General features: G+C 69.4%; 19 protein-coding genes. 10 read left to right on the top strand and 9 right to left on the bottom strand.

Annotation, left to right across the window (positions count from 1 at the left end; all coding sequences use genetic code 11):
- Nucleotides 1-170: 170 nt before the first annotated feature.
- Complete coding sequence (locus tag ACQP2O_RS08330) at nt 171-2,138, bottom strand: family 20 glycosylhydrolase (RefSeq protein ID WP_433181442.1); 1,968 nt, start codon at nt 2,136-2,138, stop codon at nt 171-173.
- A gap of 224 nt (nt 2,139-2,362) precedes the next feature.
- Between ACQP2O_RS08330 and ACQP2O_RS08325 the strand changes: the two genes are divergently transcribed.
- Nucleotides 2,363-2,869, top strand: coding sequence for an NUDIX domain-containing protein (locus ACQP2O_RS08325; protein ID WP_433181441.1), 507 nt, complete (start codon nt 2,363-2,365; stop codon nt 2,867-2,869).
- Between the two features lie 188 nt (nt 2,870-3,057).
- Here the strand turns inward: ACQP2O_RS08325 and ACQP2O_RS08320 are convergent, their stop codons facing one another.
- Both ACQP2O_RS08320 and ACQP2O_RS08315 read right to left on the bottom strand, forming a co-directional pair.
- Nucleotides 3,058-6,408 carry a phosphodiester glycosidase family protein gene (locus tag ACQP2O_RS08320; RefSeq protein WP_433181439.1) on the bottom strand — a complete coding sequence of 1,117 codons (3,351 nt, stop codon included), beginning with the start codon at nt 6,406-6,408 and terminating at the stop codon, nt 3,058-3,060.
- 142 nt (nt 6,409-6,550) lie between these two features.
- Complete coding sequence (locus ACQP2O_RS08315; RefSeq protein WP_433181437.1) at nt 6,551-7,024, bottom strand: MarR family winged helix-turn-helix transcriptional regulator; 474 nt, start codon at nt 7,022-7,024, stop codon at nt 6,551-6,553.
- A gap of 192 nt (nt 7,025-7,216) precedes the next feature.
- Between ACQP2O_RS08315 and ACQP2O_RS08310 the strand changes: the two genes are divergently transcribed.
- From ACQP2O_RS08310 to ACQP2O_RS08285, 6 genes are all read left to right on the top strand, one after another.
- Nucleotides 7,217-9,265, top strand: coding sequence for a carbohydrate ABC transporter permease (locus ACQP2O_RS08310; RefSeq protein ID WP_433181435.1), 2,049 nt, complete (start codon nt 7,217-7,219; stop codon nt 9,263-9,265).
- A 151-nt stretch (nt 9,266-9,416) separates the two neighbouring features.
- Nucleotides 9,417-10,472, top strand: a complete 1,056-nt coding sequence (locus ACQP2O_RS08305) for a LacI family DNA-binding transcriptional regulator (RefSeq protein WP_433181433.1) — start codon at nt 9,417-9,419, stop codon at nt 10,470-10,472.
- A gap of 304 nt (nt 10,473-10,776) precedes the next feature.
- On the top strand, nt 10,777-12,894 hold the full coding sequence (locus tag ACQP2O_RS08300; protein ID WP_433181431.1) for an alpha-galactosidase: 2,118 nt from the start codon (nt 10,777-10,779) through the stop codon (nt 12,892-12,894).
- 61 nt (nt 12,895-12,955) lie between these two features.
- Nucleotides 12,956-14,275, top strand: a complete 1,320-nt coding sequence (locus ACQP2O_RS08295; RefSeq protein WP_433181429.1) for an ABC transporter substrate-binding protein — start codon at nt 12,956-12,958, stop codon at nt 14,273-14,275.
- Between the two features lie 64 nt (nt 14,276-14,339).
- Nucleotides 14,340-15,287 carry a carbohydrate ABC transporter permease gene (locus ACQP2O_RS08290; protein ID WP_433181427.1) on the top strand — a complete coding sequence of 316 codons (948 nt, stop codon included), beginning with the start codon at nt 14,340-14,342 and terminating at the stop codon, nt 15,285-15,287.
- A complete protein-coding gene (locus ACQP2O_RS08285; RefSeq protein ID WP_433181425.1) occupies nt 15,284-16,141 on the top strand; it encodes a carbohydrate ABC transporter permease in 858 nt (285 codons plus the stop codon). The genes ACQP2O_RS08290 and ACQP2O_RS08285 overlap by 4 nt, the downstream gene beginning before the upstream one ends.
- Nucleotides 16,142-16,176: 35 nt before the next feature.
- Here the strand turns inward: ACQP2O_RS08285 and ACQP2O_RS08280 are convergent, their stop codons facing one another.
- Together ACQP2O_RS08280 and ACQP2O_RS08275 are read right to left on the bottom strand one after the other, a co-directional pair.
- Nucleotides 16,177-17,286: a serine hydrolase domain-containing protein gene (locus tag ACQP2O_RS08280; RefSeq protein WP_433181423.1), complete on the bottom strand. Its 1,110-nt coding sequence runs from the start codon at nt 17,284-17,286 to the stop codon at nt 16,177-16,179.
- Complete coding sequence (locus ACQP2O_RS08275; RefSeq protein ID WP_433181422.1) at nt 17,271-17,792, bottom strand: pyridoxamine 5'-phosphate oxidase family protein; 522 nt, start codon at nt 17,790-17,792, stop codon at nt 17,271-17,273. The genes ACQP2O_RS08280 and ACQP2O_RS08275 overlap by 16 nt, the downstream gene beginning before the upstream one ends.
- Before the next feature lie 457 nt (nt 17,793-18,249).
- On the opposite strand from ACQP2O_RS08275, the gene ACQP2O_RS08270 reads away from it, so the two are divergent.
- Nucleotides 18,250-18,789: an RNA polymerase sigma factor gene (locus ACQP2O_RS08270; RefSeq protein ID WP_433181420.1), complete on the top strand. Its 540-nt coding sequence runs from the start codon at nt 18,250-18,252 to the stop codon at nt 18,787-18,789.
- Nucleotides 18,790-18,792: 3 nt separating this feature from the next.
- On the top strand, nt 18,793-19,968 hold the full coding sequence (locus ACQP2O_RS08265) for a CU044_5270 family protein (protein WP_433181419.1): 1,176 nt from the start codon (nt 18,793-18,795) through the stop codon (nt 19,966-19,968).
- 122 nt (nt 19,969-20,090) lie between these two features.
- Here the strand turns inward: ACQP2O_RS08265 and ACQP2O_RS08260 are convergent, their stop codons facing one another.
- From ACQP2O_RS08260 to ACQP2O_RS08245, 4 genes are all read right to left on the bottom strand, one after another.
- Nucleotides 20,091-21,413 (bottom strand): PQQ-binding-like beta-propeller repeat protein, encoded by a 1,323-nt coding sequence (locus ACQP2O_RS08260; RefSeq protein ID WP_433181417.1) that lies wholly within the window; start codon nt 21,411-21,413, stop codon nt 20,091-20,093.
- 208 nt (nt 21,414-21,621) lie between these two features.
- Complete coding sequence (locus ACQP2O_RS08255; protein WP_433181416.1) at nt 21,622-21,873, bottom strand: LysR family transcriptional regulator; 252 nt, start codon at nt 21,871-21,873, stop codon at nt 21,622-21,624.
- A 53-nt stretch (nt 21,874-21,926) separates the two neighbouring features.
- Entirely contained in the window at nt 21,927-22,271 is a 345-nt protein-coding gene (locus tag ACQP2O_RS08250) for a DoxX family protein (RefSeq protein WP_433190966.1), read from the bottom strand.
- A 97-nt stretch (nt 22,272-22,368) separates the two neighbouring features.
- Entirely contained in the window at nt 22,369-23,406 is a 1,038-nt protein-coding gene (locus tag ACQP2O_RS08245; protein ID WP_433181414.1) for an NAD(P)/FAD-dependent oxidoreductase, read from the bottom strand.
- An 11-nt stretch (nt 23,407-23,417) separates the two neighbouring features.
- On the opposite strand from ACQP2O_RS08245, the gene ACQP2O_RS08240 reads away from it, so the two are divergent.
- On the top strand, nt 23,418-24,035 hold the full coding sequence (locus ACQP2O_RS08240; RefSeq protein ID WP_433181412.1) for a helix-turn-helix domain-containing protein: 618 nt from the start codon (nt 23,418-23,420) through the stop codon (nt 24,033-24,035).
- The last annotated feature ends 18 nt before the right edge of the window (nt 24,036-24,053 follow it).

The following is a 24,053-nucleotide window of genomic DNA, read 5'->3' as shown; positions in this document are numbered from 1 at the left end:
CGAAGACGGCCGCGCGGTGCCGGAGATCGGACGCCGGTGACCGGTTCCGGAGGTCGACGGCTGGTCGCGGGGCCGGCGACCGATTCCGAGCCCCCGACCGGTTCCGGAGGTTGGTGACCGATGCCGGGGCCCGTGACGTCGCGGGCCCCGGCGTCCCCGCCGTGGGACGGTCAGCCGCGGTAGAGGTCGAGTTCGGCGACCGAGGCGTAGGTGTTGCTCGGGCCGTGCTCGCTCAGCACGCGGAACCGCACGTAGCGGCCGGTGACCGATTTGAACGGGACGGTGGTCTCCAGCTGGGTGTCGGGCAGCGTGCCCTTGGCCGCCGGCGCGCCCCAGTGCCGCCCGTCGGCGCTCACGTACAGCTCGTACGAGGCGGCGCGGCCGTTGATCCCGCCGTCCTGTCGCGGCATGTACCGGAAGGCGCCGAGGCGCTGGGCGGCCCCGGTGTCGATGGTGATCTCCTGCGGGAGCTTCGCCGACCAGTCGCTGTGCCAGATCGTGTACGGGTCGTTGTCGAAGGCGTTCGCGGCGGCGCCGTTCTCGTGCGCGGTCTCCTGGCTGGAGGCCGACACCAGCTTCCAGCCCTTCTGGGACAGGGCCGGCCGGTCGCCGGGGAGGCCGACCTGGTCGTACCGGTCGAGGAAGGCCTTGAAGTCGCCGTCGCGGGGCGCGCCCCACGCACGGTCGGCGAGCGCGGCGATCGGGCGGCGGGCGAAGAAGTCGAACCACTCCGGCGGGTTCTGCTCGGCCTTGTCCGACCACCGGGAGATCTTGTAGCCGTGGATGCCGGGCGCGGCGACGAAGTCGTACTCGCCGTAGATGTGACGGGGGTCGGCGTACCCGTAGCCGCCGGGCGAGGTGGAGAAGCCGGGTGAGACGTACAGGTGGCCGTCCTGGGAGCCGATCACCTGGTAGCCGGCCTGCGCGCGGGCGACCGGGCTGCTCAGCCACTCGTTGACCTGGATGTCCTTGTTCGCTTCTACGCCGTGGGCCTGCTTGTAGTCCCACCACTGCCACATCTGGGTGGTCTTGCCGTGCGCGCGGACCTGCTTGTCCAGCTCGTTGGCGAAGGCGGTGAAGATGTCGCCGGGCGCGGTGTACCCCTTGGCCTTCTGGTAGGCGACGAGCTCGGGGCAGGCGTTCTTGGCCGGGTCGAGCGGGATCTCGTCGCCGCCGATGTGGAAGTACGGCCCGTCGAAGATCGGGATGATGTCGTCGAGGAGCTCGTGGATGAACGTCCGGGTGTGCTCCTTGGTGACGTCGAGGGTCCAGCCGCCCGCGTCGTGGCCCTCCCAGCCGGTGTCCGGCTTGGACAGAGAGTCGCAGGTGAAGGCCAGGCTCGGGTCGTACTTGCTGATCGCCACGGAGTGGGCGGGCAGGTCGATCTCCGGGACGATCGTCACGTCGTAGCGGCGGGCGTAGTCCTGCAGGTCGCGCAGCTCCTGCCGGGTGTAGTGCTCCTTGGCCGCCAGCCCGGGGAACCTCTTGCTCTCGATGCGGAAGCCGTTCCAGTCCGACAGGTGCAGGTGGAACAGGTTCAGCTTGTACCAGGCCATCCGCTGGATCTGCTGCTTGAGGTAGGAGACCGGGAAGTACTTGCGGCCGACGTCGAGCATCTGCCCGCGTTCGGGGAGGTTCGGCCAGTCGCGGGCGTCGCCCCGGGGGATGGATCCGGCCTTCAGTGCCTGCAGGATCGTACGGGTGCCGTAGAACACGCCGGTCTCGGTGCGGGCGCGTACAGCCGCCGTGTTGCCGACGCTCAGCGCGTACCCCTGGTCGCCGAGCTGCGCGTCGGCGGAGCCGAGCGACAGGACGACGTCGCCGGCGCGGGACCGGCCGCTCGTGACCGGCACGCGTACGCCCGACTCGGCGCGCAGCTCGCTCGCGAACCGGGTCGCGAGGGCGCGCAGCCGGGACTGCCCGACGACGATCCGGCTGCCCTGGCGCGGCCGCCAGGTCCCGGTCGCGCCGTGCCACTCGCGCAGGCCCGGCACGACGACGGGGGCCGGATTCGCGGCGCTGCTCGGCGCCGCGATGCGGGGATTCGCTGCGCCGCTCGGCGCTCCGGCCGCCGGTACGACGGGCACCAGCGCCCCGGCGAGGATGACTCCGGTCAGTGTTCCGACGAACCGGCGCACGGCATCGCCTCCACGACGTGTGAGCGACTCACCCCCGGGAGTTGCTCTAATGTGATCGATTCCCCGGCATGGTAAGCAGCTTTGCGCAGGACTTCCAGATCACCGGGAACACGGGTGAGTCCGGCGCGCCCTCCGTAGGGGTTGTGACCTGGCCGGAAAAAGCTCGCGGCGATCCTGGCCGGTTCCGGCATCCCGCCCGGCCGGGAGGCGTTAGCGTCGGCTACGTGACGCAACGTGAATGGCTGTCGGCCGAGGACTGGTACGCCTCGCTTCCGTCCGTGTACGTCGCGGCGGGCGGCCTCATCACCGACCCGGCCGGGCGGGTTCTGCTCGTCAAGCCGAACTACCGTCCGTACTGGGGTTTCCCCGGCGGCGTCGTCGAGGCCGGCGAGGCGCCGCACCGGGGATGCGAGCGGGAGGTGCTCGAGGAGGTCGGGCTGAGCGTCGCTGCGGGGCGCCTGCTCGTCGCCGACTGGGTCCCGGCCGACGGCGAGCGTCCGCGCGCGAGCGTGTACTTCATGTTCGACTGCGGCACTTACGAGGGAGACCCGCCGATCCGGCTCCAGGAGGAGGAGCTCGACGACCACGCGTTCGTGACGGTCGAGGAGGGCGTCGGCATGCTCGCCGCCGCCTTCGCGAGCCGCCTCCCCGCCGCGCTCCACGCCCTCCGGACCGGCGAGACCCAGTACCTCCCGGTCACCCGGCCCTCCGACGCCGAGATCGCACCGTAGCCGCGCGCCCTCCGGGCGCGTGGAGAGATCGCTCCTTAACCGTGCGGCTCCGGTACGGAGAGCACTCCTCAACCGTGCGGCGCCGGCCCGGAGAGCGCTCGTTGGCCGTGCGGGTCAGGGCCTTCTGCCACGACGAGGCCCCTCGGAGGCGACGGTCGGCCGTCTCCGAGGGGCCGGCGTGGGCTCGGTCAGCCGGTGACCGTCACCTCGATCTTCCCGGACACGCCGCCGCCGGTGACCGAGACGGTCGCGGTGCCGGCGTGACGGGCGGTGATCCTCCCCGTCGCCGGGTCGACCTCGACCACCCGCGAGTCGCTGGACGACCAGACGTGCGAGGCCGGATCGGCGATCGGGACCGTCAGCGTGGGCTGGTTGTCCCCGCCGACGGCCGTGCCGGTCGCCGTGAGCTGCCCGGAGGCGCCCTTACCGAGTGAGGCCGGGCCGGTGACCGCGATGGACGCGAGCACCGGCTCGACGGTGAATCCGATGCGGCCGGACGGGTTGATGTGGATCAGTCCGAAGTTGTAGAAGCCGCCCTGATCCGCCGGCGCGTAGGCGGGCATGCCCAGATCGGCGAACGTGAGCTGCGGCACGCCGTCGGCCGAGGGCCGTCCGAGCGGGTCGAGGATCTGCTCGGCGAAGCCGCGGGCGTGGCCGTACACCATGATCACGTGGGTGCCGCGATGCGTCTGCTGGTACCGCTGGATCAGCCGCATGTACATCCGCGCCTCCCACCGGTCGCCGAACTGGCTGTTCGCGGCCGGATGCGGGTCGTACGCCGGCATGTGCGTGACCACGAGTACCGCCGGCGAGCGGTTGCCGGTGAGCTGCCGGACCAGCCAGGGGAACTGTGCCTCGGCGGGGCTCTGGTAGGCGTCGGACGACTGCAGGCTGCCGTGCCCATTGTCGGTCACGATGACGTTCGCGGGCCCGGAGGTGTACGCGTAGTGGGTCTCGCCGAACACCTTCGCGAAGTTCCCGTTCTCCGGCACCGCGCCCTGGCTGATCTCGTGGTTGCCGACGGTGTCCCGGTACGGGATGCCGAGCGCGGCCATCTTCTGCTGGGCGAACCGCAGGTCGGGCAGCTGCCCGTCATCGGCCATGTCGCCGAGGAACTGCGCGCGGTCGGGCTTCAGCGCGGGAACCCGCTTGGCGACGGCGTCCATGACGTTGCCGCTGGCCGAGCCCGGGTCCGACGCGAGGAGGTGGGCGTCGTCGCCGGTGAGCAGCGTCGTGCCCTTCTTGGGGAAGGCGTCCGCGCTCTCCTCGTACGTGAGCCAGGACGGGTTCTTCGGGATGGCCGTGTACGGCGGCGCGACGATCGGACGAGGAGAGTAGAGCGCCTGCAGGCCGCTGACGTTCAGCGTGCCGCTCATCGTGGTCGCCGCGTTGATGCCGAGGAAGTCGATGAAGTTGATCTTCAGTGGGAACTTCATCGTCGACGGCAGCGCGGCGACGACGAGCCGCCAGTCCTTCCAGGTGACCGTCGTCGGGTAGAGGGTCGTCGTGAGGCCGTCGGCGCCGATGTAGGACTCCGCCAGGTTGATGCCGCTGCCATCGCCCTTGATCCACAGGCCGATGCCGGTCGGGTTCCTGCCCTCGGCGTCGGCCCCGGCCTGCAGCGTCGTCTTCGAGGACAGGACGAGCTGCTTGACCCCCTGCCCGGCAGGCACGGTGTACGTGAGCTGGAGCGAGCCAGAGGCCGTGGATCCGGGCGGCACGACACCGGAGGCCAGGCTCGTCTGCGCCGGTTGGCCGGTGGTGTTGCGCAGGTTCCAGTTGCCGACGTCGCTCATGTCGTCGATGACCTTGGAGGCGCTGCCCACCGCGACGGTCGTGCTCGCGGACACGCCGCCCGACGCGGCCGTCACCGTGGCCAGCCCGCTCTTGGACGTCGACGCGGTGAACGTCCCGTGCGCGTCGATGGCACCCAGGTCGGACGGGCTCACCGTCCACCGGGCCACCTCCGCGGGGACCGGTACGGAGCCGTCGCCGGTGAGGGTGAACTGCTGGACCGACCCGTTGATGAGGTCGGGCTTGTCCGGGCTGATCGTCAGCGAGTGCAGCCGGTCGAGGACGCGCAGGCGCTCGGTCGTGGTCGCGCGACCGTTCCGGGCGATGATCGTTCCGGTGCCCGCGCGGTTCACGGTGAGCCGGCCGTTCTGCCACGAGCCGAGGGACGACGGCACGACCGTGACCCGGGTGGCGCCGGCGGCGGGGTTCTGGTCGGCGCCGGTGGCGTACACCGGGACGTCGACGGTCGCGCCGGGCACGGTGGTGACCGGTGTGCCGCCGTTGATGACGACCTTGCGCGCCGCACCGGCGGCGTGGGCGGTGGAGTAGATGAAGATGCCGTTCGCGACCGCGCGCTCGTGGCCGTCCGAGGGCGTGTTCATGACGGAGAGCCGGCTGTCGCCGGGCCTGCGCGCGACCAGTTCGCTCGATCCGCCGCCGTCGAACAGGATGGCGCTGTACGCGCCGTGGGCCAGCAGGTAGCCGGTGGCCTCGTCAGGCGTGACGCCGGACGCCCCCGTCGGGCCGGTACGCCCGTCGAGGACGACGAACGTCACGTGCCGGCCGTCCTTGCTGAGGCCGACGGCCGTCTCCGGGTTGCGGCTGGGGTTCTTGCCTCCGGGCGGAGTGCCCACCGGATCCTTGTACGCCTCGCCGTCCTTCACCAGGACGGTCGCGCCGCTGACCATCGTGGTCAGGGCGGGCGCCTTCTCGTCGATCGTCAGGGTGTCGCCCGCGTGGACGTTCGCGGCGAGCCACTGCCCGCCCGTGCCGGAGCCGGCGAGGGCCTCCTGCCCGCCGGTCAGGCGGGGTATCGAGGTGACGCCGGGCGTGACGCCGTCGACGGTGAGACGGCCCCCGGCGGCGTGGCCGGTGACGACCGTCGCCGCGGACACCGCCGTCGGACCGCCGAGGTCGGGGGTCAGCCGGCTGATCCCGCCGGCCGCCACGTCGGTGACGGTGTTCACGGACGTGATGGCATGGCTCGCGCCGCCGTCGGTGACGGTGCCGCTGTAGGTCTGCGGCCCGATGACCATCGAGCCGTCCGGCTTGACGCCGAGGATGGCGTTGAAGTCGGGCTGCGGGCTCTTGAGCAGGCGGCCGTTGGCCATGATCCCGCCGATCGGACGGCCGGTCGCGTTGATGTCGAAGTAGTCGCCGTTGATCCCGGCCACCGCGCCCGTACGCGTCCCCATGGAGGTCAGGGTCTCGTCCGAGGGATAGGTGATCTGGTCTCCCGCCTCGACCGCGCCGACCCGGACGTTCGGGTCGGACAGGTCGGCGCTGAGTACCTGCGTGTGCTGGCGACCGCCGACGGCGTCGTAGGTCTCGGAGTACTCGCTGACGCCATGGGTGATCGCGCTCGGGTCGGTCCGGCTCTCGTCGACGACGAGCGGCCAGAAGTCAGGAGTCTCGGGGAGCCAGGAGCCGGCCGCGGCGGCGGCACGATGGGTGAGTCCGGCGGCCATCGTCGCGGTGACCACCGCGGTCAGGCCGATTCTGATGAGACGGTTCGCCGTTCGCACGGCGCCTCCCGGTGATGTGTCGATGCGAAACCTCTGCACCTCACCAGGAAATGATTTACGAAAGGCGACGCTCGATCGGCCAGATTTTTACGAACCGGTGCATGATCCGGGAGTCACGCGCCTCCGCCGCCCGCGGAGCCGCTCATCGGTCGATGGTGACCTCGAACAACCGCTGCAGCAGGACGTGCAGCGCCGCCCGCTCATCGCTGGTCAGCCCGTCGAGCATGTCCTGTTCGATGCCCTCGCCCGTACGGCGCAGCCCCGCGATCACGACCCGGCCCTCCGCGCTGAGCGCGATGGTGTGACGACGCCGGTCGGCGGGGTCCCGGGTCCGCTCGATCAGACCCTGGCGCTCCAGGAAGTCGACCACCGAGACGGCGTTCCGCGGGTCGACGCCGATCAGCTCGGCGAGGCGCTGCTGGTGGGTGGTCTTGAGGTTGTCGAGGGTCATGAGGGCGCCGTAGTGATGCGGCGTCATCCCGTGCTCCGCGAGCATGCGCGCCCATCGCCGCCGCGACTCGGCACCGAGCCACGCCAGCAGGTAGCCGGTGCTGGCCCGAAGCTCGGGCGGTGGAACGGGAGCGCCCTTTTCGGATCTTCCTCCTTCATCCGCCATGCGGGCGATCATACGCCTTTGCGGACATGGAGCATGATAGTCATACTTTATGGCTAATTAGCCTGAGCGTCCGGCTCGGCGGCCTGGAGAGGTCATAAGGGGACGGACCCGCGACAAGGACGTCCCTCGGGCGCTACCGTCAGCACTGACGATCAGTGAGATCGATCACAACGGAACAACGCGGAGCGGACGATGGCCCCTCATCCCCCGGCGCTACCCGTCGCAGGCCGGCCCGCCGCCGACCGGCATCCCGGCCCCGGCCTGCTGCTCGTCCTCCCGGCCGCCGTGCTCGCGCTCGTCTCGCTGGTCGTCCCGACCGGTCAGACCATCGTGCGCAGCTTCCAGGACTCACGGTTCCTCAGCTCCTCCCATCGATTCGTGGGCCTGGACAACTACGGCACCGTGCTGAAAGAGGGCGACTTCTGGCGCGCGCTGGGCTTCTCGATCGGGATCGCCATCGTCCCGATCATCGTGGCGGTCCTGGTCGCCCCGGCGCTCGCCGCCGCCCTCGACCAGGCCGGCACCTGGCCCCGCCGGGTCGGCCGCGTGCTGATGTCGCTGCCGCTCGTGGTCTTCTCCCCCGTGGCGGTCGCCGTCGCCTGGCACATGGGGCAGGCGACCGGCAAGGGCGGCATCGCCACGATCTTCGGCCGGATCGACACCCCCGACAAGGCGGCGACCGTCATCCCGTTCATCACGGCGGCGGCGCTGTTCGGCGCGGTGTGCGGCCTGGCGCTGCTCGTCTTCCTGCCCGTCCTGCGCGCCCGCGCCGAGGGCCGGCGGATCACCCCGGCGATGCTCGCGGTGGGGGCGATCGTCGTGCTGGCCGCCGCCGCGACGAGCCTGCAGGCGTTCACGTTCTCCGGGGTGATGGGCGACTCGAGGAAGTCGGAGACGCTCACCGGCCTGCAGTACACCGCGGCGCTCCGCATCGCGAATTTCGGCCTCGCGTCGGCCATCGCCACCATCACCGGCCTGATCCTCGCGGTCCTCGGGGTGGGAGCCACCGTCATCGCGATCAGGACCGGCCTGGGGATCAAGCTCGCCCCGGCCCCGCCGCGCGGGGCGCCGGAACCGGGCCCGCGCCCGGACGCCGCCCGCTCGGTGATCGCGATCCTGGCCGTGGTCGTGGTCCTCATCTTCACGGTTCTGGGCTTGTGGCCCTGGCTGTCCGCGCTGTTCTCCAGCGGGCACGGCTCCTCGTCCGGGGCGTCCACCGGCAAGATCTACCTGAACACCTGGGTCCCGCCGCTGCTGAACGCCCTCGTCTCCGTCTTCGTGGCGTTCCTCGCGGCGCTGGGCATCGGCGGCCTGCGCCCGCTCGGCCGTCGTAGCGAGCTGCTGCTCCTGCCGTTCGCGCCGTGGCTGTTCGTCGGCATCGGCCCGCTCAGCGTCACCGGCTACGAGAACGAGCGGAGCCTGCACCTTCTCGACAAGTTCACGTCGCTGTTCTCGCCGATCTGGGTGAGCGTCCCGGCGCTCCTCATCCTGACGCTCTTCTGCCGGCGCCACGCGGTCCGCTGGCGGGCGCAGCGCGCCACCGGCGCCCCGGCCGCGCCGTCGTTCTTCGCGACGGTCATCGTCCCGGCACTCCCCCTGGCCGGCCTGCTCGTCGGAGCGATCACCCTGATCGGCGCGCAGGGCGTGCTCTGGCCGAGCATCGTGGGCGTCAGCGCCGGCAACCGGACCGCGCCGGTCGAGCTGCTGATCCGCGTGGGCCAGTTCTTCACCGCCAACGCCCAGGTCGGGCTCACGACGCCCATCGTCGCGGTGATTCTGATGTTCATCGCACTGGCGGCGCTGCAGATCTTCTACCTGGACCGGCTCGTCATCACCACCGGCCCGGACGAGGAGACCGTGCGCATCGCGGGGACCGCCCAGCCGGGCTGGCCCGCCCCGATCCCCGCCCTAGCCGGCCCGGGCCTGCCACCGCCCTCCGGCCCACCGGCCTCGTACGCTCCCCCGCCCGGCTACGCCCCTCCCGTGGGCTACGGCCCGCCGTCACCGTACGGCCCGCCCCCGGGATACGCGCCGCCGCAGGGCTATGGACCACCACCCGGGTACGGGCCGCCGCCCCAGGCCCCCGCGTCTCCCGACACGACTTCGGCCGATCCATCCGACTCTGAGTCCGGCTCCACACCCGACCACGGCAGCGAGGAGGCGTCCTCTCCCCGGAATGAGGAAGATCCTCGTCCCGACGAGACCTCCGCCGACGACCCGCCACGCGCCACGGACGGCTGAGGCCTCCGGCGCGCCCCTTCATCCCGAGGCCGACCGCCGGCGCGCCCCGGCTTTCGATACCGGCGGAAACCGGGCCGCCGGCGGCGAAACCGCTGGTCCAGCTGACACTGCCGGTTTGACCGGGCGTCGGTCGAGCGATCACCATGACGGCGTGAGCCAACCGTCTCCTGAGCGGGCCCCCTCCCGAAAGCGCCGGGACGCGGCACCGAGCATCAGGGACGTCGCGGCGGCGGCCGGCGTCTCCTATCAGACGGTGTCCCGGGTCCTCAACGACTCGCCGAGAGTGCGGCCGGTGACCAGGCACCAGGTGATGGACGCGATCGAACGGCTGGGTTATCGGCCCAACCGCGCGGCCCGCGCGCTCGGCTTCGGGCGGGCCCGCGCCGTCACGGTCGTCACCTCGAACACGACGCTGTACGGCTACGCCGCCACGCTTCAGGGCATCGAGGAGGCCGCCCGCGAAGAGGGGCTCGCCGTCGGCGTCCAGGTGATCGAGTCCGCCCGCTCCGGCGACATCCGGCAGGCCGTCGAGCACGTCAGCGACCCGAGCGTGGGCGGCGTGGTGGTGATCGCCTTCGACGCCGCAGGAATGGAGTTGCTGCGTCAGCTCCCCGGCGACGTCCCGGCGGTCGCGGCGGTCGAGCCGGGTGCTCTCGCCGAGGCCGGGCGGACGACGATCTGCCTGGACGAGCAGCAGGCGTCCGCCGACGCGACCCGGCACCTGCTGTCGCTCGGGCACCGTACGGTGCACCACGTGGCGATCCCCTCCGAAGCCGGGACGCGAGGACGCGAGGCGGGGTGGCGGCACGCCCTGCTGGAGGCGGAGGCTCCGGTCCCGGAGATCGTGGCCGCCGGGTGGGACGCCCGATCGGCGTACGAGGCAGGATGCGCGCTGGCCGCCGACGACGCGGTGACGGCGATCCTGTGCGGCAACGACGACACCGCGATGGCCGTACGTCGTGCCCTGTACGACGCGGGCCGGGACGTTCCCGGCGACGTCAGCCTCGTCGGGTTCGACGACGTTCCCGGCTCGGCGTACTGGATTCCGGCCCTGACCACCATCCGCATGGACTTCGCGGGCTGGGGGCGGGCCTGCCTCGCCGCCCTGGCGGCCGAACTCGACGGCCGGCCACGTCCGGAGATCGCGCTGACCTCCCCGAACCTGGTCGTCCGGGAGTCGACCGCCCCACCTCGGGCGACGCGTTAGACATCCGCTTGTAACAAGACGGTAACGGGACCTTCCATTTCGAAATGTGACCGGTCACACTCATCCGCATGTGACCGGTCACATATCTGGTCGATCGGGCAGCCGATCGGCCGGTGACCGGCCCTGACGACCTTTAGCAGAGCGACGAAACAGCCGATCGGCGTCTCCATGGCGGGCACACCCGCCGAGCGCCGATGGCGCCCGGCACCGCGATCCGAGCGGCCAGGTGCCCGGTCTTCCCGGCGACCCCGCGAAGACAGGCCCCGATCCCTTGTCCTCCCACCGGCATGAGAAGGAGCAGCAGTTGAGCGCGTTCGACGACGGAACGAGCATCACGTGGGGGCACTCGGCGTTGTCCCTCGTCGTGGACGTCACCCCGGGACGGCCGGTGAGCGTGCGCACGATGACGCCCGGCCACGCCGGCCCTCCCCCGGGCCCCACGGCGCAGCCGCTGGTGGAGATCCTCACCGCCGGTACGGGACGGGACGCCATATCGCAGCGGTTCTCCGAGACCACGATCGGCCGCCGCCTGGAATTCGCCGGCAGTGAGCGGTCCCGGGACGGCAGGTGGCACCTGCTGCGCATCGCGTTGCGAGACGAGCCGACGGGCCTGCGGGGCGAGGTCACGCTCCGCTCGGCCGACGGCGTGAGCGCGGTACAGAGTCAGGTCCGCGTGACCAATCACGGCGACCGGCCGGTCCTGCTGCTGGGCGTGTCGTCGTTCTCCGCCGGATTCCTCGGCCATCCGGTCGATCGGCTGGACCTCGTACGCGGGTCCGGCGAGTGGATCGGCGAGGGCCGATGGAGCCGTCGCCCCTTCCGGGAGATCGCGGTCGACCTCAACCTGCCGTTCCACGGGCAGAACGGCCGCGGGCGGTTCGCGGCCATCAGCACCGGCGCCTGGTCCACCGCCGACGTCCTGCCGACCGGCGGCCTGATCGACCGGGAGGGCGGAGACGCCTGGCTGTGGCAGATCGAGCACAACGGCGCGTGGCGCTGGGAGACCGGTGAACGTCTCGACGGCGCCTACGTCGCGCTGCTCGGCCCGACCGATCTCGACCACCAGTGGCAGCACGACCTTCAGCCCGGCGGATCCTTCACCACCGTTCCGGTGTCGGTCGCCGTCTCCGGCGAGGGTCTGCACGGCGCGGTCGCCGCGCTGACGGCCCACCGGCGCGCCCTCGTGCGGCCGCACCCCGACCGCGACGCCCTCCCGGTCGTGTTCAACGACTACATGAACACTCTGAGCGGCGACCCGACCACCGCGAAACTGCTTCCGTTGATCGATGCGGCGGCCGGCGCCGGCGCCGAGGTGTTCTGCGTCGACGCCGGCTGGTACGGCGACGGCAACTGGTGGGACAGCGTCGGCGCGTGGGAGCCGTCCCAGGCACGGTTCCCACGCGGGATCGAAGAGGTCCTCGCCCACATCCGGCGGCGGGGGATGGTGCCCGGGCTGTGGCTGGAACCCGAAGTGATCGGTGTCCGCAGCCCGATCGCCGACAAGCTGCCCGAGGAGGCGTTCCTGCAGCGCGGCGGCGTACGGGTGGTCGAGCACGGCCGCTACCACCTGGACCTGCGGCACCCCCGCGCCGTCGCGCACCTGGACGAGACGATCAACCGGCTGGTCGAACAGCTCGGCGTCGGCTACTTCAAACTCGACTACAACATCGACCCCGGCGTCGGCACCGACCGCGACGCCGACAGCGCGGGGGCGGGCCTGCTGGCCCACAACCGCGCCCACCTGGCCTGGCTGGACGGTGTCCTGGACCGGCATCCAGGCCTCATCCTGGAGAACTGCGCGTCCGGGGCGATGCGCATGGACTACGCGATGTTGTCGCGGATGCAGCTGCAGTCGACCAGCGACCAGCAGGACTTCCTGCGCTACCCGCCGATCGCCGCCGCGGCGCCGATGTCGCTGCTGCCCGAGCAGGCCGGCAACTGGGCGTACCCGCAGCCGGAGATGAGCGACGAGCAGATCGCCTTCACCTTGTGCACCGGCCTTCTCGGTCGCCTCTACCTGTCCGGCCACCTCGACCGGATGACGGACCGGCAGCTCGCCTCCGTACGGGACGCCGTCGCCGTCCACCGCGACATCCGGGCCGAACTGGCGGCGGCCACGCCGCTGTGGCCGCTGGGCCTGCCCGGCTGGTCGGATCCGTGGCTCAGCCTGGCGCTGCGCCGCGGCGACACGACGTACGTGACCGTCTGGTACCGGGGCGGGACGACCGACGACGCGGTGCTGTCCCTGCCGCACCTGGCGGGCGCCGACGTGGAGATCGACACGCTCTTCCCCCGCCATCTCCCCTCCTTCGGGCGGCACTTCGATGCCCGGACCGGCCGGTTGTCCATCCAGGCACCCGACACCGAAACGGTCGCCGCACGCCTCATTCGCATCCGCCCTACCAGCAAGAACAGCATCTGAACCGCTAGATTGACCGCTCTGCCACAGCAGGGCGGGGTCCCCCTCCCGAAAAGGATCTGCGATGAAGAGAAGGACCCTCCTCGGTGTGGCGGCGACGCTCGCGCTGAGCCTGGCCGCCACCGCCTGCAGCGACCCCGGTGCCGGCTCCTCGTCTGGTGGCACTGCCGCGGCGACCTGGACGGACCCCTCGGCCAAGCTCGCCGGCGTCAACCTGACGATCTGGGCCGCCCAGAACAGCAACACCGTGCCCAAGCAGGTCATCGACGCCTTCCACACCGCGACGGGCGCCACCGTCAAGGTCGTCACCATCCCCGACCCGTACGAGCAGGGCGTGCAGACGAAGGTCGCCACCGGCGACAAGCCGGACCTGGCGTTCTGGCAGCCGACCGCGTCCATGCTGACGGCGATCAACGCGAAGGCCAATCTTCAACCGCTCACCGGCGCCCCCTGGCTGTCGAAGCTCTCGCCCGCCCTCAAGGACATGACCGGGCTCCTCGACAACACCCGCTACGCCGCGCTGATCACCAGCCCGGCGGTCGAAGGCGTCTACTACAACAAGGAGGTCTTCGCCGCCAACGGGATCACCCAGACGCCGAAGAACTTCGACGAGATGATCGCCATCGCACGCAGGCTCAAGGCCAAGGGTGTCACCCCGTTCTACGAGATGGGCGGCGACAAGTGGGCCACCCAGTGGTGGGTTCAGGTCCAGCTCGCCGACGCCGCGAAGAGCGGGCTCTGGGACCGGATCAACACGAAGAAGGAGACGTTCACCGGCCCGACCGTGCTGGGAGCGATCAAGAAGTACAAGTCCCTGATCGACGAAGGACTGTTCAACTCCAACATCAAGACCGCGAAGTTCGAGGACCAGGGCAAGGCGCTGCTCGGCGGCACGGCCGCCATGGCCATGCAGGTGAACTCCTTCTTCGGCGAGCTGCAGGCGAGCGCGGACACCGCCACCCTCGACAAGAAGATCGGGTTCTTCCCGATCTCACCGTCCGGGAACGTCGGCACGTACATCCCGGACCAGTCCAACGCCCTGGTCGCGTTCAAGACCGGCGACACCAAGCGTGAGGCGGCCGCCCGGCAGCTGCTGTCCTTCTGGATGGGCCCCGACTACAAGAACTTCATCACCACCCAGAACACCGTGTCGCTGGAGCCCTCCGTGCCGAACCCGGCGGGTGTGCCGCAGGCCCTGCTGGCCGTGCACGCCTCCCTGCCCACCTCGGTCGGCTCGATGCAGGCCCTCGCCGTCGCCAACCCCGACCTGTACCTCAACCTCTCCGACATGATCGCCGGAAAGATGTCGCCGGAGAAGGTGGCCTCGACCACCCAGGACCAGTTCGCGCAGCTCGCCAAGGCCGCCGGGGCACCTGGCTTCTGATCACTCGTCCCTCGGAGGTGCCGGAGCCGCACTCCGGCACCCCCTCCGCGAAGGAGTCCGACACGTGCACTCGGTCAAGGAAAGAGCCGTGCGGGAGACGCCGACCACGCTTCAGGCGCCTCGTCAGCGGCGACGCGGCCGCGGCAACGCGCATCGCACGCATCCGATGTGGTTCCTGGCGCCGGCGTTCCTCATCCTGCTGGTCTTCTTCTTCGTGCCCACGCTGTTCAACTTCATCTACGCCTTCACCGACTGGTCCAGCTTCAAGAGCGCGATCCGCCCGGTCGGAGTCGCCAACTTCCGGGACCTGCTCTCCGACGGCACCCTGCTGCGCGCGCTCCGCATCACCGTCGTCTACGCGGTCCTGGTGGCCGTCTTCCAGAACGTGTTCGGCTTCGTGCTGGCGGTCCTGCTCGAGCGCGACACCGTCGTGAACCGCTTCGCCCGGGTCTTCTTCCTCATCCCGGTGCTGATGTCCGCGCTCGCCGTCGGCTACATCTTCCAGGCGCTGCTCAAGCCCGACGGCAGCATGAACCGGCTCCTGGGCCTCGTACTGGGGCACCACGTCGGCTATCCGTGGCTCGGGGACACGACCTGGACGATCGTCACCGTCTCGGTGATCCACGCCTGGAAGTGGATGGGCCTGTCCATGCTCATCTACCTCGCCGGCCTCAAGACCATCCCGGCGGAGATCACCGAGGCGGCGCGCATCGACGGCGCCTCCCGCTGGCGGATGTTCTGGTCGGTCCGGTTCCCGTTCCTGGCCCCCGCCGTCACCTTCAACGTCTCCACCGCGCTCCTCGGCTCGATGAACGGATTCGACATCGTTCAGGCCACCACCGGCGGCGGCCCCGCCCGTACGACGGAGATCCTCAACATCTTCATCTTCCGGACCTTCGGCCAGGGGCTGTTCGCCCAGGCCACCACCATGAGCCTGATGCTGTTCCTCGTCGTGGCGCTCATGGCCTTCCCCGTCATCGCCATCCTGCGCAAGCGCGAGGAGATCCTTTGAACGCCGTCACCTCACGTGGTACCAGGCTCAGCGATGCGTCGATCTGGCGACGGCTGCAGCCGTTCTGCGCGATCGCGCTCGTCGCGGTCCTGATCGGGATCCCGCTGTGGCTGGTCGTCGCGACCGCCGCCAAGTCCCAGGGCGAGGCGCTGACGCCGAACCTGTCGCCGCCGAGTCACTGGCGGCTGTTCCACAACCTGGCGGAGGTCTGGCACCAGGGCCGGATCCCCACGGCGTTCTTCGGCAGCCTTCTGGTCGTCGTCCCGTCCGTGGTGGGCGTCCTCGTCCTGGGATCGATGGCCGCCTGGATCCTGGCCCGCCGGGCCACCCGCCTCACCGCGATGCTGTACGCCCTCGGCATCAGCGGCATCGTGCTGCCGCCCGCCGTCGTCACCCTGGTCCTGCTGCTGCGCCAGTTGGGCCTGGCCGGCAGCGCGGTCGGGATGATCGGTGTCTACATGGGCATCTACCTGTCCACCGTGATCTTCTTCGTGACCGGTTTCGTCCGTACGATCCCGGCCTCCCTGGAAGAGGCCGCGCAGATCGACGGCGCCGGGCCGGTACGGGTGTTCGTGCGCGTCGTGCTCCCGCTGCTGCGGCCGGTGCTCGCGACCGCGACCATCCTGATCTGCCTGTACGTGTGGAACGACGTCTTCTACGCGTTCTTCGTCATCGGCGGCCGCATCGACACCCTGCCGCTCAACCTGTTCCAGGTCGCCAGCGCGGGCCTGTACCTCAACAACTGGCACCTCATCTTCGCGTACGTGATCCTCATGAGCCTCCCGCTGATCGCCGTGTTCGCCGTCGCCCAGCGGAAGATCATCTCCGGAATCACCAGCGGGGCCGTGAAGTAGCCCTATACCGGCCTCACCCGGTGCGTGTCCCGGGCTCAAGCATGTGGGTTGATCTCGGCTGTGGTCAGATCCGCGAGTCGTTGTGCGGTGTTGAAGTGGGGGGTGAGACGGGTCTTGGTCATGGCGAAGGAGGTGCCGGTGGCGGTGTCCGCATAGACGTAACTGCCGCCACCACCGACCCAGCCGAACGTGGTGGGTGCCTCGTCCGGCCGGGTACCGATGCGGCCGAGCGGATAGCCCAGGGCCATCCGCGCGTGGTTACCGAAGACCTGGTCGGTGCCCTCGAAGGCCACCGCCGTCAATTCCTCGAGCCGGCGTGAATCGATGAGCCGACCGTCGAGGACCGCGGCGTTCATGGCGGCGATTCCCCGCGCGGTGAAGGTGCCGACCGACGGGATGTCCGCTTGCAGGATCTCGTGGCTGTTGCCCATGGCCGCGGTCGGTCGCAGTTCCCAGGGCGCGAGAATGGCGTCGCCGTCAGGTGGGGCGACCGGGAGCGGTGCGGCGTCTTCGAGCCGTGCCAGCCGGGCCAGGTCGGTTCGGGGCACACCGAAGTACAGGTCACCGTCGATGCCCAGGGGCACGGTGACCCACTCATGGAGGAGCTGCCGCATCGGCTTGCCGGTGGCCCGGCGGGCGACCTCGCCGACGAGGAAGCCGAAGGTGAACGCGTGGTATCCCGTCTCGGTCCCGGGCCGCCACCGCGGTTCGGCCTCGGCGATCGCGCTGCAGACCCGCGACCAGTCGGTCAGGTCGGCAGGGCCGATGCCACGAGGCATCGCCGGCACCCCGACCGAGTGTGTGAGCACGTGCCGAAGAGTCGCGGTCGCCTTGCCGTGGGCACCGAACTCCGGCCACAGGTCGACCACTGGTGTGTCGTACCCGACGGCACCGGTCCTGACGAGCAGGTGAGCGATCAGCGCCGTCATGACCTTGCCGGCGGAGAAGCTGAAGAACGGGGTCTCGGGGGTCACCCTGCGCCCGGTCCGGCCGTCGGCGACGCCGGCGACGGCGTCGACGACAAGAGCACCGTGGTGGTGAACGGCGACCTGCAAGCCGGTTTCGGCTCCGGTATCGACGAGTTCGTCGAGGACGCTCTGAACCTTTTGCTGCAGTGAGGGCATCGCCGTCACCCGCTCGGCCACGTGTAGCGAGTCTCGCTGGACGTCGGCAGCTTGCCGAAGGCGAATCCGACGGTCGGCGCGACTCGATACAGCTTGACGTCGCCGGCGATGACGGCCTCGCCCAACCGGTACCAGACACCCTCGGGGCTGGTCAGATGCGCGCCGTACTTCTGCTCGAAGTCCGCGGCGGCCTGTTCACGCTCGGAGCGCTCATCCACCACGGATGCGACACCCTCGATGACGACATCCATACCGGTCAAGGCATTCGTGCCGGTCGTCAGCACGCAGCGGGGATTACGCTCAAGATTCCGCGCCTTGCGCTCCTGAGCACCCGTGGTGAAGCACAGGCCGCCCAGACTCCAAGCCGCCAACAACGGCGTCACGTGCGGTCGCCCGTCAGGCCGCACCGTAGAGAGCCAGAACACCTCCGCCTCACCGAGGACCGCCAACGCCGACGCCCACGGCGTCGCCTGCGCGCCCGGAGACGAGAACGGCCCCAGCACGACATCCGGTTCGCTGTCGAACATGTCACATCCTTAGGTCAATGAGGCATGCTCAGCCAACCGACGCTGGTGAAGCAGCGGCAGCAAGCCGGCCCATCATGCCTCCGTGTCTACGTGCCGTCCTGATGATGACTTGAACTCGCCGAGAAACTCATCGGTCCGCGCACGTACCAGCAACCGTCGGACGCCTGCACCGCTCGCGCCCCTCACCAACCGGCTCCCGCCTCCTCGCGGGAGATCGCGGACCCCGGCGTCCTGGCCCCCTCCCGGGGTCGGCTTTCACTGTCTCCGACGCTGCGAGTCGTGGTCGTGGCCCCGGCTGTCCTCGGGCGTGAAGGGCTGATGGGCCTCGTGGCAAGAACAGGTGTCAGCTGTCCGCAGAGGAGGGTCACGTTCATGAGCGGAACACCGCATGGGCTTTGAATCCGACCGATGCCTGACTCCCCGCGCGCCTGGAAGGTTTCGGGATGAGGACGCGGCGGTGATTCAGGCGTCCTGGGAGGCCCCCGAACGCTTCGCCGAGATCTACGACGCGTATTTCGTGGAGATCCACAAGTATGTCGAGCGCCGGTTGGGTCGGGACATCGCCGATGATCTCGCGGCTGAGACGTTCGTTGCCGCGTTCCGGCAGCGTCAGCGCTATGACCGCGCTCGCGGCGATGCGCGTGCCTGGCTGTACGGGATCGCCACCAACTTGATCAGGCGGCATCGGCGCCGGGAGGTCGCCGCGTACAAGGCGCTCGCCCGAGCCGGTGCGGCGGAGAGCGTTGAGGTCCATGAGGACGGGCCGGACGCCCGGATCGTCGCGTTGGGGATGCGGCCACAGCTCCTCAAGGCACTCGCACGGCTGAGTCCCGGCGATCGCGACGTCGTGTTGATGGTGGCTCTCGCGGAGCTCTCCTACGAGCAGGTCGCCACGGCGCTCGACATCCCGTACGGGACCGTGTGCTCCCGATTGAACCGCGCCAGGCGAAAACTGCGCGAGGCACTGGGACCCAATGACCCATTCGAGGAGGAGTAAGCGATGGATGAGTTGCAGATGCTTCGCCAGGCACTGCCGGAAGCGCAGGGTCCGAGTCCCGAGGTCGTCGCCACCGGCCGCGCGCTGCTGACCTCGAACCAGAACGCCGTACGACCGGGCGGTCGGCGAGGCCGCCGAGTCTGGATGGCCGGCCTTGCGGCCACGGCCGTCGGCGCCGCGGCGCTCGTGGCCGTTTTCGGCGTGGGTGGACCGGCGGACCGGTCGTCCAAGGATCAGCCGATGAGCGCGCGGCAGATCCTGCTGGCGGCTGCGACCACGTCCGAGGGACGACCATCCACGACGGGCCGCTACTGGCACGCCGAGATCCGTAACGTCCCCGAACCCGTCACCGTCGAACACGGCCGCATCCGGTACCGGCTTGCCATGACCGTCGACCAGACCAACGTCTGGATCGCACGGTCGCCCAAAGATCTCAGCTGGTATCTGCAAGGCGGCGACCCGACCTTCACCGCCCCGACCCCGGCCGACGCTGCCGCATGGCGCCGCGACGGCTCCCCGACGGTGTTCATCAAAGCCAAGCCCCGCCCTGAATGCTGTGGCCCGATGTCGGACGGTCCGGATGATTCGGAGGTGCTGCGGCCATGGCCGGCGGGGAAAGCGGCTCCTCATGGGTGGCGCCTGGCCACCGAAAGCACCCTGCCGGGCCGTTATGTCAAAGGCCCGCGCAGCATTCTCCTCGGCGAATCCCGCCACAAGGTCTCGGTAACGGACGTCATGGCTCTGCCGACCGAGCCGGCCCGGCTCAAGGCTCGTCTACAAGCGCTCGCAGATCCGGCCGCGTTGAAGAGTTTCGGCCGTACGCCGACCGAAGGAATGTACGACGCCGTCCGGGATCTGCTCATCCTCGCACCAGCACCGCCGAAGGTCCGGGCAGCGGCGTTCCGCCTTCTCGCGACGTTCCCGGGGATCAATACGCTGGGCAAGGAACGGGATCCGCTCGGCCGTGAGGGAATCGGCCTCATCGTCACCGACCCGAGCTTCCGCCAGGGTGGTTCATATCAGGACCGGTTCATCATCGACCCCGCCACTGCGAATATCCTCGCGGTCGGAAATCAGAACGCTCCCGGAAATCACAACGCCTACACCCCGGTCAGCGCCCGATGGACCAACACCGCTCCCACGCTGCCCGCGCAGCGCGTACCGGACAGACAACCGTGACCATTGGCGGCTCCCGCCCGGTCGACACGGTCGTCGCCGCCTCCGCTCGCCGCCCGAGCCGGGCGCGGAACGACCCGCCATGGCTGTCAGGAGCCCGGCTCCGATTGCCGGCACCCCGGCCGTTACGAGGGGAGTCTGCGGGTGTTCCGGATATCGGGGCGCTCGGCGTACAGGCCGGCGGCGCCGCCGCTCCTGACGGTGATGATGCCGTCGGTGACAGATCCGATGAAGTCCGCGTCGCCGGAGATCGGGATGCGGCCGAGGATCCTGCCGGTTCGGCCGTCGAAGACGATGAACTCGTAGACGGCCGTGTCGTTCCGGGGGACCTCGGACACGATGTAGACCCGGCCATCGGCCACGGCGAGGCTCTCGCCGTCCTGGGGGAGGTGGCCGGATTCGGGAATCGGGGTGCGCCACAGCTCCCCGCCGGTGGCCGGATCGAATCCGCAGATGGCGTTGTCCTTCTTGTCCGCACAGAGGCTGACCTGGAACCCGTCGTCCAGGGCGGCCGCGGTCTGATCCTTCCATCGCCGCTTGGCCACGATCCGGCCGGTCGCCGGGTCAAGAAGGCCGGTCGTGTCACCGACCGCCACTGCCAGCCGACCGTTGACGACTCCGAGGGCCTTGACCATACGGTCTGGGTCCGACGCCCCGGCGGACAACTGTGAGACGCGCAGCGCCCACCGTGTGGCTCCAGTCGCCGGGTCGAACCCGACCAGTGCCTTGTCCCGCGCGTCATAGTTGTTACAGGCGACGGCGAGGGTACCCGGCGTCACGGCCACGTGGGCGAAGATGCTCTCGTACGGGCAGGTGCCAGGCCACTTCTCCATCCAGCGCACCTTGCCGGTCGTACGGGAGATTCCAGCCATTCCGTCGCGGCCGATGAACGCCAGCGTCGCCGCGTCGGCGTCCGGCACAACGGACTCGTCGTCACCGATGTCGGGCACCTCTCCGGACCACCGGACCTTGCCCGAACGGATGTTGATCTTCACCAGCTCGTCGCCCGTCGACTGGAGGAAGACATCGCCCGTCGAGCGATCGACGCCCACCGGCGCCCGCTTGCTCCTCGTGAAGCGCCAGTAGACCCTGCCCGTGACAATGTCGACGGCGCGCACCCCGTCACCGGCGGGCACGATCGCGAGCCCGCCGTAGACCACCGTGGACCTGCGGACGGACGCCACCCGTTGCGCCGAGTGCACGGGTGGCTGCGCCGCCACCGGCTGAGGGAACCGCCCGTACGGCCCGCGCATGCCGTCGTCGAACATCGCCCAGAGACGAGGCGCACCCCAGAACGCCAGGACGACGGCGATCAGTGCCGCCACGACCGCGTACGGCCGCCACCGTCGCCCCCTCCTGACCGCCGGTTCGTCGACCGTCCACGACATGACGGTCTCCACCCGTGGTGCGGTCGATGGGCGGGTACGCGGTTCGCCGTCGTCGGTCATCGGTGGTCCAGTCTCCGTGGTGAGCTTTGGGAGAGGTCAGGTCGAAGCCAGGTGATCTTAGACGTCTCCCCTATCCGGGAAGGTTCCGGACCGTTTGCGACCGACCACCTGATGACTACTCAGACCAGGCGCACTCCCAAACGTCTCCACACGCGTGCATCTCCGCACGCTCCATCAGGTGGTTGGGATCGCCCTCGTCGGGTTCGGCCTAGCGGCGCGAGTCGGCGAGCGCGTCCACCGCGTCCACGATGGCCCGGGCCTCGGCCAGGACCCGCGCGCCCGCCGGGGTCAGGGTGACCCGCCGGCTGGTGCGCTCGAACAGCCGGACGCCCAGTTCACGCTCCAGATTCTGGATGTGCCGGCCGAACGGTTGGGCGCCGATGTAGTGCTGCTGCGCGGCGCGGCCGAAGTGCAACTCCTCCGCGAGCGTGATCGCATAACGAAGTGACCTAATGTCCATGATTCACCTCCATAACTCATAAAAGACGCCGGTCACTGCGGCTTGCTTTCGGATCACGGACTGAAAGCGCTCATCAATCCCACCGAGGCCGCCATCAAAACTACGGCCAGCGCTCCCACGCGCCTGTTCATCGGATCGCCGGCGCGTACGTGGAGCAGTAGCGCCCCGGCCGCCCCGGCCGCCATGTACGCTGCCGCGGCAAACGCCAGCGGCCAGAATGCCAGCCCCGAGATCAGGATGGCAGCACAAATGAGTTCCGACGCCCCAAGCCACCGATAAGCGATATAAGGAATGCCGAACCGCTCCGCGTCGGACCTTATAGGCGGATACCCAGCGATCCGGAGCGATCCCACGACAACGAGAAATATGGCGAGTATTATTGTCAGAGTAATAGACAAGGCCTGCAACTGAAGGGGCCTTTCGGTGATATTCTCCGCGCATCGAAAAGACCGAAGACGCTGATATGGCCATCGTCGGTGTTGTAGTGAGAAGGTCCTACGGGGAAACTTCAGCGCGAGACCGCACGACTGCGGCCTTGGTCTCTTCGGCGATCAGGTGAGCGTTCAGCGCCGCCGCAGCCGCGGCTCCCTGCGCCGCCGAGGTGATCAGCTGGGCTTGGATGTCATGAACGTTGCCCGCCACCCAGACACCCTCGACCGGCGTCGCACCAGTCGGATCCGCCTCATAGGCTGCTCCGACGGCACTGCCCAGGGGGTGGGCGATCGGTTTCAGCCCGAGACTCTCGAGTACCGGCGATGCGGCGACCATGCGCGGAGCCACCACGATCGCCTCACGGGCGATGAGGTTGCCGTCTGTGAGTCGTGCGCCGCGCAGTCGGTCGTCCGTGATCTCGAGCCGCTCGACGACGCCGGGGACCACCTGGATTCCACGGGCGACGAGTTGCTCGAGCTGATCGGGTGTCGGCATCGTGGTGGTGTGCGTCAGCAGCATCAGGTCGTCGGTCCACTGCCGGAACAGCAGAGCCTGATGGATCGCCATCGGGCCGCCGGCCAGCACTCCGATCGCGCGTCCGCGAATCTCCCAGCCATGGCAGTAAGGACAGTGCACAACGTCTTTGCCCCAGCGCTCGCGTACCCCTGGCACCTCGGGCAGTTCGTCGGTAAGCCCGCTGGTCACCATCAGCCGCCGGGCCCGGATCACGTCACCGTCTTCGGCGGTGACTTCGAAAGCGGTATCACTTCTGCGGGCGGACACCGCTTTGCGCGACAGCACCAAGCCGCCGTAGCGCACCAGTTCCCGGCGGCCGACGGCGAGTAGTTCGCCGGGAGGTGCTCCGTCGCGGCTCAGGAAACCGTGGACCGCTTTGGCCGGCCGGTTGCGGGGGTGCCCCGCGTCGAAGACGACTACTGAGCGCAGAGCACGCGTCAAAGTGATCCCGGCGCTCAGACCGGCGGCACCACCGCCGATCACGGCTACGTCATACTGCGCGCCTCGTGGGTCTTCCGTTGATGACATGCCCGTGATCTTGATCGTGAGGCCGGCCGGCTTGCAATCGATGTTGCAGATCGGCAAGCTGAGCGCCCATGGACATGGACGCCTCGCACGTACTCGCGGACGTAGGGCGTCGGTTGCGTTCGCTACGACATGGCCGGGACATGAGGCTCGCCGAACTTGCGGAGGCCACCGGCATATCAGAGAGCACATTGTCTCGACTGGAGACCGGGCGCCTACGGCCGACGTTGGCGCAGTTGGTCCCATTGGCCCGTGTGTACGACGTCACGCTCGATGATTTGGTCGGCCTTCCCGACTCCGAGCGCCAGGACAAGCGCATGCCGGTGATCCACCGTCACGGAGCGGTGTTCGTCCCGCTTACCCGACGCCCAGGCGGAATCCAGGCGTACAAGATGTTTTCCCCGGCCCGGCACACGCTGCCTCCACCCGACCCATGCAGCCACAAAGGTTTCCAGTGGCTATACGTCCTCAGCGGCCGGCTACGCGTCCTGTTGGGTGATCAGGATTTCGTGCTGAAACCCGGCGAATCCGCGGAGTTCGACACAGGTGTACCGCACTGGATGGGGCACGCGGACCATGAGTCGATCGAACTGCTCATGCTTTTTGGACCAGAGGGCGAACGAGCCAAACTGATGGCGCGCGCCGAAGCGCTCAAAAAAGCCCATTCTTGGCAGAGCTGGAGCGCATAGCACGCCCCGCATCCAAGT

The sequence above is a fragment of the Actinoallomurus sp. CA-150999 genome (genome assembly GCF_050942425.1).
In the GTDB taxonomy this organism is placed as follows: domain Bacteria; phylum Actinomycetota; class Actinomycetes; order Streptosporangiales; family Streptosporangiaceae; genus Actinoallomurus.
The sequence above is the reverse complement of the archived record's forward strand: the minus strand, read 5'-3'. Positions and strand labels throughout refer to the sequence as shown.